The sequence below is a fragment of the Peribacillus acanthi genome, assembly GCF_003073175.1.
Lineage (GTDB): Bacteria > Bacillota > Bacilli > Bacillales > DSM-1321 > Bacillus_BN > Bacillus_BN acanthi.
In genome coordinates this window covers 1-11,198 of record NZ_QBBX01000015.1, presented here as the reverse complement: position 1 = coordinate 11,198, position 11,198 = coordinate 1, and the positions used below count along the sequence as shown (strand labels likewise).

Below are 11,198 nucleotides of genomic sequence, written 5' to 3'. Positions count from 1 at the left end.
ATTCAAGGAGATTGCCAAAGAGATTTTTGTGTAATGATAAATTCATTTTGTTAACTTTACCTCAGGTGGAGACTGAAATAATTCTTGGTAAAGTAGTAATAGTAAACAATAATTACTACCACTCAAATGAGAATCTTAGCCCCAGTGCGAATGCTGAAAGGATTATGGGGAAATACGATCCTTTAAATACTAATTATATATATATGCATACATGGATGATAAGTAGATTAAGCTTCCTAGACTTTTTAAAGAAAGGGGAATCATATGTGATTAATGATTTTGATCTGTTTTGCAAAGATAAGGGAATCATTGATGAAACTAAAATTTATATCAATAACAATATCAGAAATTCAGAACCATCACGTAGAGTTCGAAGTGGGAAGGGTAATGTAAGAGGGTTCTATTCTAGCAAAAAGATGGGATTAACCATTCAATTCGAAAGCCATACACTGGAACTGAGTGGAATCTATTCAATGGAGTTTGATAAAAACGTTTATGAGTATTACGACCAACCTGAAGGGTTTACCATTAATTATATTAAAGACGGTAAAAATAGAGGTCATAGATATACAGCTGATTTTTTTGTCATTTCAGAGAACTTTATCGGTTGGGAAGAGTGGAAAACGGAGAAAGAGCTATCCAAGTTAATTGAAGAATCACCAGAGAGATATTGTCTGGATGAAAATGGACAATGGAGATGTCCACCAGTAGAGGAGTTTGCAAAGAAAAAGGGACTTTCTTTTAGGATTCGATGCTCTAAAGAAATTAACTGGAATTTACAAAATAATATTCGTTTTTTAGAAGATTATCTTTTAGAAGAAAATCCTAAGGTTTCTTTAACTAGTCGAAACATTATTCTAAGTTATATACAATCTGCACCAAATATTACTTTGGATGATTTGTTATCCGTTAGTAATCCTGCGTTTACTGCTGATGATATTTACAAATTAATTGTACTGGGTGAAATATATGTCGATCTTGAGCGTTTTCTCATTATAAATTTCAACAAGTTTCCTTTGTATATTAATAAGGAAACTGCCGAGGCAATATTGAATGCTGAAGATTCAAAAAGCAACAAAGGAAATGGCAATCTCGATAATGTGGTGAATGTGGAAGTCGGTAAAAAGATTCTTTGGAATGGAAATCTATGGACAGTGATAAATATGGGAGAGACAGAAATCACTCTTTTAGATGAAGCTGAAAAGATTATTCCATTACCGTTAAAAGCATTCGAAGAGTTAATCAAGATGGGTAGTATTAAATCTTTAGATAATGAAAAGTCAACGGGATATGAAGAGTCAGACTTAATGGATATTATTATGACAGCAAGTCCAGAGGATTTAGCCGAAGCTAATGAGAAGTACAATAAGTACAAACTTCATATGAATGGCGAGTCTGTAGGTGTTTCACCAAGGACTTTAAGACATTGGAACCAAAAATTCAAAAAAGCCGAAAAAGAATACGGAAGAGGCTTTTATGCGTTTATTTCAAAAAATCATAAAAAAGGGAATAAAACAGAGCGCTTAAACAGCAAAGTGATTAAATTAATGGAAAAATATGTAACTGAAGTATATGAGGATAAAAAACAACGAAATAAATCTTCAGTTTACAATTCATTTAGAGATAAGTGTATTGAAAACGGGTTTGATCCTCCTAGCAACAAAACATTCTTTAAGGCAATTGAGAAGCGTTCCAGCTATGAGCAAGATTTAAAACGACGGGGACCAAAAGCTGCATATGATAAAGAGCCATTTTTTTTGGAATTATCACTTACGACACCTAGACATGGTACCAGACCTTTTGAAATTGCACATATAGACCATACCGAACTTGACATTCAACTTATCTGCTCTAAGACTCAGAAAAAATTGGGGAAACCGTGGTTAACTTTACTAATAGATGCCTTTTCACGAAGAGTATTAGCTTTTTATTTAACCTATGATGCCCCATCATATAGGTCTTGCATGAATACGATTAGGGAATGTGTAAGAAAATACTCCCGACTTCCAAAAACTCTTGTAGTAGATGGAGGAAAGGATTTCCAAAGTACATATTTTGATACTTTGCTAGCAAGCAACGATTGTCATAAAAAAATACGACCAGGTGCTAAACCAAAGTTTGGAGCTGTTTGTGAGAGACTGTTTGGCACAACAAATACCGTGTTTATTAACAATTTAGCAGGCAACACTCAATTATCCAAATTAGTTCGTCAAATGACAAAAGAATTTGACCCTCGTAATTTAGCTATCTGGACTTTAGAAGTATTATATGAATATTTATACAATTGGTTTTATGAGATTTATGATCAACAGCCTCACACTAGTCTTGATCAAAGTCCTCGAGATGCTTATCAACAAAATGTAAGAAAAACTGGTGAAAGAAAGCAAACATATATTAGGTATGATGCAAACTTTGAGATGCTTACTCTCCCAACAACAACCAAAGAGACAGCTAAAGTTCAACCAGGCCAGGGAGTAAAAATTAATAACTGCTATTATAATTCATATGAGTTGAACAATCCATCGGTTGAGGGAAAACAAATCCCTGTAAGGTATGACCCCTTTGATTATAGTAAGGCATATGCTTATGTTGGAAATTACTGGGTAACACTTCATTCACAATATGAGTTGGAGTTCGAAGGGAAATCTGCGAAGGAAATACAACTTGCTACCGCAGAAATAAAGAGGAGAAAGAAAGAAACCACGAAAGAAAAAATTAATGGAGTTTCAGCCTCTGAATTAGCAAAATTTTTGGCCAAAGCAGAATCGCATGAACTATTGGAAACTCAAAGGTTGAAAGATGAAGCTCTAAAGAGGTCATTGAGGGTAATTGATGGAGGTAAAAGCAAAAATTCTAATTATAATCATATTGATTATGAAGAAGTAAAACCTACATCAAAAACTAATAAAGTTACTTCACCGACTAAAACCGAACATAAAAAAACCGAAAATAATTCACAATTCGAAATGTATGGGGAGTTTTTCTAATGGATAAAAATTTTCCAAAAGAAATATTGTTCCAATCAGTTGATGACAGAATCAATTACTTTAAAAAGAAAAGTGTTGCTCATCCAACACTAGTTAATTCTTATAATGATTTAATGGATAAAATTGAAGTTGCAGATAAAAAAGTCTTATTGGTCTATGGTCCAAGTGGTGTAGGTAAATCTACTTTATTTAAAAAAGTAAGGAATGAATATCTAAGAAGGTACGACGAGGAAATGAAAAAGGACTTAGGTTTGATTCCAATTTTAGCCGTAGAAGCATTCGCCAATGAAGATGGCAAGTTTGACTGGATTAATTTTTATTCTGAGTCATTAGATGAACTTGGGGACATTTTAATTGATCAAAAGAGATTGCCCTTAAATGAGATTGGTGTAGAAGTACCGAATAATCCAAACGAAAAAACAAAGAGGAAGTTACGTAAGGCCCTGGAAAATGCAATTAGATGCCGAAAAGTAAAAATTATTTTAATAGATGAAGCTCAACATATGACTAAGGTAGGCACTTCAAAAGGATTAAGAAATCATATGGACGCAATAAAATCATTAGCTTCAAAATTTGGGATCCCAATAATTTTGTTTGGAACATATGAGTTACAAAGTTTTAGAAATATAAATGGCCAATTAGGAAGAAGGACAAATGATATTCATTTTCCAAGGTATAATTCGCAAAAAAAAGAGGATATGGATGCTTTCAAAAATGTTCTTTGGGTTTTTCAAAAGGCATTTCCTTTGCACCAAGAACCTAATCTTACTGATGAATGGAAATATTTTTATAAACACACGATAGGATGTGTCGGTACTCTTAGGGATTGGTTGTACGATACCTACCATTATAAAATGAAATCTGATGAGGGAACTAAAACTTTAACAATCAGTGATTTTATAAAATTTGAACCAACAATTGATCAAGCATACACAATGGCATTAGAAATTACTACAGGAGAAAATAATCTAACTGAAAAAAGAGATGAGAAGGAACGGAAGCTCGATGCTTGGTTAAAGTTGGATCAAGAAGATGAAGAGGAAAAACCGAAAAAGAACACTAATAGGAAGCCTGGAGAGAGGAAACCAAAAAGGGATAAGACAGGGACTGATTTTTAAAAATATGTAATCAGTCCCACGGTTGAAAAAAGTGGGGGGACAAATATGATTCCAGTTAATTATGTTGACTTTGATTTGGACGAGATAAATGTACCTCCAAGGAGTAAATTATATAACTTAGAACCTATTGGCATGGGTACTCCTTATGTAGAAAGTTTAACCAGTTATATTTCTAGGTTAGCAGAATGTCATAGTATGAATTTAACTACATTGGTATGCAAAACTTTTATTCCTTTTATTAAAACAGAAAGCCGAAAAAATTCCTTTATGAATGGCAGCATTGGTCCAAAAACTAAGTACATTAATGGAAATAGTTCAATTAGTCTTGAATATGTTTCTGCCTTAGAAGAGTTAACAACTAGAAACGACTTAATTTTCTTAACGATGAATTCATGGTCGGGTCTATTTTCGAATAATGTCATAGGAGAATCTAGGAAATGGTGTCCTAATTGTTTAGATGAAGCAAAAAATAATGGTAGTGAAATTTATGAACCACTAATCTGGTACATTAAAGGGATCAACATATGTGACAAGCATCAGGTACTTTTAGAAGATAGTTGTCTAATATGTGGAAAGAAACTGAACTTCTTACATGCTAACTTTATTGTTGGTCATTGTCAGTACTGTTTAAATTGGTTAGGTTATAAAAGTCAAACTACCAATGTTGACAATTTAAAATATCAACAATTCTTATTAGACACCTTCAAGACATTAATTGCTAAAGGCCAGAATTTAAACACAAATCCTACTAAACAACGAATAGGATATATACTTAAAAAAATCATGGATGTTAACAATTTTCGTAGTATCAATGAATTTGGTAATTTCTTAGGTTTGCATCCTACTTTAATGCAACAATGGATTAGTAATAAAAGTAAGCCTTCTATCGATTGTATATTTAAAATCTATAATCAAATTAATCTATCAATCTATGAATTGATTGCTAATAGTTTAAAAGATGATTTAAATCTTGAAATAAAAGATATCAAAAAGACTGTGATTAATAGAAAGCGAGTATTTAATTTGAATGAAATGGAAAAAGAATTTAGGGAGGAAATAAAGAATAATTACTATAAGAGTCTTAAAAAACTCTGTGAAGCAAAAAGCTTTAACATAATGACAGCAAAGAAGTATTTTCCTGAATTGTGTGAGGAGATTAATAAAAATAACTTAAAAAATAAAAAAGAATTAGAAAAGCAGAAGAAGGAAGCGATAAAACGGAACTTACTAGTTGCTTTAGACATGGAACCACCAGTAAGTTTGTATCAGTTTTCCAAAGATTTTGGAATATCAGAAGCTATAGCAAAATATTATTGCCCAGAACTATCAAAGAAACTCATCGATCAGCGTAGAAGTTATGTAAAAAAGCTAAATACTAATAAATCTGAAAACATAAAAAAAGAATTAAAAGAAGTTATTTTAGATTTACATAAAAATGGTATTTATCCAAGTGATAAAGCATTAAGGAAAAAATTATCCAATCCAAATTATTTATTGGATCCAGAAATAAGGAAGGTTTGGAAAGGAGAATTAGCTTTATTAGGTTATAAATAATGTTGGTTTTTAATCCTCGTAATCGTAGGGTACTTTGGGTGTCTAGGTGCACTATTGCTGCAAACCGAAGTGTAACGACATTAATTAAATGATAGTGACCTGCTGGTCTCAAGTATGTTATTTAACTAACGGTGGCGATAATCCATGAGGGTTTATCGCTTTTTTTTGTTGAAATCCTTACTAAGCTAACGGGGCAGGTTTAATAGCAGGTATTTTAATAATATTGTTGAATGTAAAATACTTAAGCCGCCATTTTGTTTGGTGGTTTTCTATTGCCATAAAAAAAATTTATAAAAATTAATAGATTCTTTGTAACGAAATTGGCTTAAATCGGATATATAGACGAAAGGAGGAAAAGGCTTGGGAGAACTAGATGAAATTTATTGCAATTATGCTGAAGAAGTATTCAAATATCTAATGTGTCTTTGCCACAACTCAGATTTATCAGAAGAACTAACGCAAGAAACCTTCTATCAAGCTGTAAAATCCATTGATAGATATAATGGTGAATGTAAAATGTCAGTTTGGCTATGTCAAATAGCAAAGCACTCCTATTATAAGTACTTGGAACGTAATAAAAAACAGCAAAGGGATATGTTCCAAGATGACACATTACATACTTCTCCTGAAGCTAAACTTATTCATTCGGAAGATAAAATTGCTCTATATAGAATAATACACTTACTTGAAGAACCTTATAAAGAGGTTTTTCTTTTAAGAATCTTAGGTGATCTAAGTTTCAAAGAAATAGGAGAAATACAACTGAAAAATGAAAACTGGGCGAGAGTTACTTTTTATAGGGCTAAGATGAAATTAAGGGAAAGGGGTAAGGATAACAATGGGCAATAAATGCAATATAGTGAGAGATTTACTGCCATCTTATATTGATCATTTGTGTAGCCAAGATAGTATACATTTTATTGAGGAACACATAAATACTTGTAAAAAATGTAGAGAAGTATTAGAAAATATGAAAAATGATGTTGATATTTCCGTTGAGATAGATGAAGTGTATAAAGTGGAAGTAAAGAGACCCTTCCAAAAAGTATCCAGATTCTTCAATGAACAAAAAAAACTGACGAAATATTTATTCCTGTCTACACTTTTCTCCTTGCTGTTTGGATTCATTTTTCTAACTCATTCGATAATAAAATTTAGTGAGTATAATGAAGAAGTATCTGAGTTCGAAGTAGTAGACAAAGAAAAAGATGCCATTATGTATGATGTATTTCATATTCTTGGATCCTCAACAGAAGTGACTGAAAAAGAAGAAAAACAACTTCTTACTATTTTTAAAAAGTATAATGAAAAACTTAATTTGTTAGCTGTTTTTTCAGCAGCAGATATAGAGGATTGGTTAAAGGAAAATGCTTCTGTAAAACAGAAGCCTACAACGATCTATCCTATTGAATATAAGAAAGCCGACACCGTTATTGGGAACGAAGGAATACTTAGAAAGAATGAGCCCATTACTCCTAGTGGCTATGATTTAGGAACTGTTGTGATGGCGAATAAACTGTGGGTCATTCAATATGAATACAAAAATTCGTATGAACACACTGTTGAGAAACATCACCAATTAACTTATTACGGACCAAACACTTGGAGTATTTTTCAGGCACCGATACTTTTATTTACTTTATTTAGTGTTCTTTTAATATTTTGGTTAGTTCTTAGGAGACAAAATAAACGTCTTAAAGATGTAATGGGATAATATATTAACATTTATCATTAACGTAGAGCTTTTAGGCATAAATTCAAAAAGTGAAATATAATATTGTGAACAAATGTACTGAAAGTAACTGGGGTTTCGATAAGGAGCTTCTATTGTAGAAACGGGGCAGTTTAACTGTGCGAAATGTTTCTAGTCTAAATGGAGGGTGGTCACATCACTCTGGTAAAAGCTAGACAGTTCCTCTCGGAACTGAAGGATTATATCGAAGAATCAAATGATGGGGTAACGCCTTGAAGGGTTCTCTCTTAGTCGAATAGCACTGGATTTAGTAAGAATGATAGTGTTATAAGCTCGGCGAAAAGGCGTGAGAATTTACCGTACCAGTTCGGCTGACGAAAGCCTACCCGCGGGGGTGGTGTAAATCATGATGCTTGAGTTGAATGAATATGGTGAGAATGTGAATAAACCAAAAAGAAATGGTTAAACTGACGAACTTCTGAATGTACGGGTCTATAACTGCGATACATAGAAATGTGTATATCACCAAATTGTGAGGTTGGATGTGGATGAGTAAAAATAGCTAATATGAAAATCCATGATACGTTACAGGCGTATGAATGCTAACAGGCTTAAAGGAAGCACCTAAGTTCATTCCATAATAGATATAATTCAACGTTGTAAGCTGATAACGTGGAGGACTTACTTCTAATGAAACGGTGGCAAGGAAACCATTAATAATAGTAGTTACTGCATAACTTGCTTTTGTATCAGTGAAAGTGGTGGCACAGTACCAATGAAATGTCTAATCCACATGGAGGGATAGCCACTAGACTAATGAAGATTTATTCAACCATGTAAGACAGTTCTTAAACGATTAATAAGGTTCTCGTGAGACTAAAAGAGGTTTAACTCCGAAAGGAGTTGCCGACTTATTGAAACGGAAGAAACTGAGACATGCCGAGTATTACAATATGCAAGATTGTTTTGACAGATTGTACGCTCAAAGTGTCAGTGGTTACCAATTCTATAACTTAACGGATTTAATGAGTTCTGAAGATAATATACGACTTGCCTACCGAAACATTAAACGAAACTCGGGTAGCAAAACTGCGGGAACAGATAAGTTAACTATTAAAGATATTCTTCACTTATCAGTGGAAGATGTGGTAGCGAAGGTTCAAGTCATGTTCAAATGGTATGAACCACAAACAGTAAGGCGTGTTTTCATCCCAAAAGGACAAGGGAAAACTAGACCTCTGGGGATTCCAACGATATGGGATAGAATCTTTCAACAATGTATTCTTCAAATCCTAGAGCCAATTTGTGAAGCTAAATTCCATAAACATAGTTATGGATTCAGACCGAATCGCAGCACTCATCATGCCAAAACCAGGCTTGAATTTCTTATCAATCAAGCTGGACTTTACCATTGTGTCGATGTAGATATAAAAGGTTTCTTTGACAACGTGAATCATAGTAAATTACTAAAACAAATATGGTCACTTGGTATTAAGGATAAACCACTTCTTTCTATTATATCTAGACTTTTGAAAGCAGAGATAGAAGGAGAAGGTATCCCATGCAGAGGAACCCCGCAAGGAGGAATTCTGTCTCCTTTATTATCCAACATTGTATTAAATGAATTGGATTGGTGGGTCAGTGACCAATGGGAAACGTTTAAAAGTAAATATACATACTCAACCAATGGAAGTAAGTATCAGTTCCTAAAGAAAACAGCTTTGAAAGAGTGCTTTATCGTCCGCTATGCGGACGATTTTAAATTAATGTGCCGAACAAGGTCACAGGCAATTAGAATAAATTATGCAGTGAAAGACTTTTTGAAAAACAGATTACATCTAGAAACAAGTGAAGAGAAATCTAGGGTTATTAACTTAAAGAAGAACTCTTCCGAGTTTCTTGGTTTTTCCATAAAAGTAATTAGAAAAGGAAAAACAAGATTTGGCTATGTAGCTAGGTCTGATATGTCCAAAAAGGCGAAAGGACATGCATTCCAAAAGATTAAAGAAGCCATAAAAGTAGTCAAGAAAAAGCCGAGCATACAGACTGTTTGGAATTTCAATACTGTAGTCATGGGGATTCAAAATTATTACTCTGTCGCTACTCAAATCACAATTAATCTTAATGAGTTAAACTCTCATTTACGCAGAACGTTATATAATCAACTGAAGAATATTAGAACAGAGGCAATTTTTCATGATATGACTAAGACCTTACAGAAAAGGTATAAGGGTTACAAGGCAAAACTATTCAAGATACAAGGAATGGTTTTTGTGCCTATCCATGCACAACGGTGGAAAAACACACTTTGTTTTTCCCAACAGACTTGTAACTATACTACCGAAGGTAGAGCAAGAATACACAATAGTTTGAAGGCAATTGATAAAACTATGCTTTCTTACATCATGAGAAACTACATTCCAAGTCGATCAATTGAATATAATGACAACAGGATCAGTAAGTTCATTGCCCAATATGGTAAATGTGCCATATTAGAAGAAGAGTTAGGGATTAATGAATGGCATTGTCATCACATTACCCCATTTCACCTTTCAAAAGATGATAGCTATTCTAATTTGATTATTGTTGATAAAGCTATTCATCAACTGATTCATCTAAAAGATAAGGTTAAAATTGAAACTCTTCTAGCCTCTTTAAAGCTTAACTCTAAGCAAAAAGAAAAAGTAAATAAACTTCGATTAAGATGTCAAAATGAAATAATCTAACATTGGAAAAACAGCACTCGTCTGCTTAATACATAGAAAGAATAAATTGGTTTAGTTGGAACGCCGTATGAGATGAAAGTCTCACGTACGGTGTGAGCAGGGGGAAAAGGGAGCGATAACTTCAAACCCTTACCTATCTGTATTAAGAAGGTGAATTAGGTAAATTCAGCGAATTTACAAGGGAGATATAAAGAAACTGGGGGTAAAGATTTGAATACAACAAAGAATGTTTGGGTTATATTTGTAACTCTTAACGGAAATCGCTTTCCAAATTTCTTTCCAATAGGAGTCTATTTAACTGAAACGAAAGCTAAAGAACAACTGGTAAATCTACCGAAGGACAATAATTATCAATTGTTTAAATTTCCAGTGGATGAGTTCTTTGGTTATTTTAATAAAAATGGTGAATTGGTCGGTATGGATGGAGTAAATCATTGGCATTACCACTATAAAGATGAAGTGGAAGGATCATAAATAGGAAGCTATTTACTTAACAAACGGGGCAGGTTAGTGAATAATCCCATAAAGATAGTCATATCTTTTATTGGAGGTGCTTCAATTGAAAAAAAGTATTATTGGTACTGTGATAGTTGTATTGGTTGTTGTAGCGTTATTCCTCATTGACCGAACAAGTCACAAAGTTGATGTTGATAATAAGCAAGTTGAACAAGCATATATCGATGAATTGTCTGAAAGGACACTAAAGTTAGCGAAATTATTGAAACAGAATAAGGAATTTTCATTAAATTCAATTAAGGTTGACACGGAAAATTTTCCGAATCGCGTGATTTATGTAAATTTGGTATCCAATAACTTAAATGATGTGAGTGATATTGAGAAATCGGTTCGTGAGATACTCCAATCTGAAAAGGCACAATTATTGATTCAGAAGAAAGAAACTTTTGATATTATTGTCTTAAATAAAGATGGAGAAAAAATAAATTAAAGTACAATCAAAAAACTACCTGATTATATAAATCGATGTAGTTTTTTTTGCGTTGTCTCACTTATATGACATTGGCGTCAATTTCTTCTTTAACTAAACCAGCTAATAGTTTGTCAATATCTTTCAATTAAATCTTAAAATTTTTCATGCTATACTAAATTTACGCATACCAAA

8 protein-coding genes and 1 pseudogene are annotated in these 11,198 nt (G+C 33.0%); all 9 read left to right on the top strand.

The window, feature by feature from the left end; all coding sequences use genetic code 11:
- The first annotated feature begins 266 nt into the window (after positions 1 to 266).
- The 9 genes and pseudogenes from DBX25_RS14670 (at position 267) to DBX25_RS14635 (ending at position 11,024) form a co-directional block, all read left to right on the top strand.
- Positions 267 to 2,987, top strand: a complete 2,721-nt coding sequence (locus DBX25_RS14670) for a TnsA endonuclease N-terminal domain-containing protein (protein WP_240620335.1) — start codon at positions 267 to 269, stop codon at positions 2,985 to 2,987.
- The gene (locus tag DBX25_RS14665) at positions 2,987 to 4,105 is read left to right on the top strand and encodes a TniB family NTP-binding protein (RefSeq protein ID WP_108671563.1); all 1,119 of its coding nucleotides are present in this window, start codon (positions 2,987 to 2,989) and stop codon (positions 4,103 to 4,105) included. The genes DBX25_RS14670 and DBX25_RS14665 overlap by 1 nt, the downstream gene beginning before the upstream one ends.
- 45 nt (positions 4,106 to 4,150) lie before the next feature.
- Complete coding sequence (locus DBX25_RS14660; protein ID WP_108671562.1) at positions 4,151 to 5,659, top strand: TniQ family protein; 1,509 nt, start codon at positions 4,151 to 4,153, stop codon at positions 5,657 to 5,659.
- A 360-nt stretch (positions 5,660 to 6,019) separates the two neighbouring features.
- Positions 6,020 to 6,508: an RNA polymerase sigma factor gene (locus DBX25_RS14655; protein ID WP_108671561.1), complete on the top strand. Its 489-nt coding sequence runs from the start codon at positions 6,020 to 6,022 to the stop codon at positions 6,506 to 6,508.
- A pseudogene (locus DBX25_RS21790) lies at positions 6,498 to 6,602 on the top strand (zf-HC2 domain-containing protein); the annotation flags it as partial. The gene DBX25_RS14655 and the pseudogene DBX25_RS21790, both read left to right, overlap by 11 nt.
- 27 nt (positions 6,603 to 6,629) lie before the next feature.
- Positions 6,630 to 7,373 carry a hypothetical protein gene (locus DBX25_RS14650; protein WP_240620334.1) on the top strand — a complete coding sequence of 248 codons (744 nt, stop codon included), beginning with the start codon at positions 6,630 to 6,632 and terminating at the stop codon, positions 7,371 to 7,373.
- Between the two features lie 893 nt (positions 7,374 to 8,266).
- Positions 8,267 to 10,078, top strand: coding sequence for a group II intron reverse transcriptase/maturase (gene ltrA / locus DBX25_RS14645; protein ID WP_476704054.1), 1,812 nt, complete (start codon positions 8,267 to 8,269; stop codon positions 10,076 to 10,078).
- A 210-nt stretch (positions 10,079 to 10,288) separates the two neighbouring features.
- Positions 10,289 to 10,552, top strand: coding sequence for a hypothetical protein (locus DBX25_RS14640; RefSeq protein ID WP_108671559.1), 264 nt, complete (start codon positions 10,289 to 10,291; stop codon positions 10,550 to 10,552).
- Positions 10,553 to 10,637: 85 nt separating this feature from the next.
- Positions 10,638 to 11,024 (top strand): hypothetical protein, encoded by a 387-nt coding sequence (locus tag DBX25_RS14635; protein WP_108671558.1) that lies wholly within the window; start codon positions 10,638 to 10,640, stop codon positions 11,022 to 11,024.
- Positions 11,025 to 11,198: the final 174 nt, after the last annotated feature.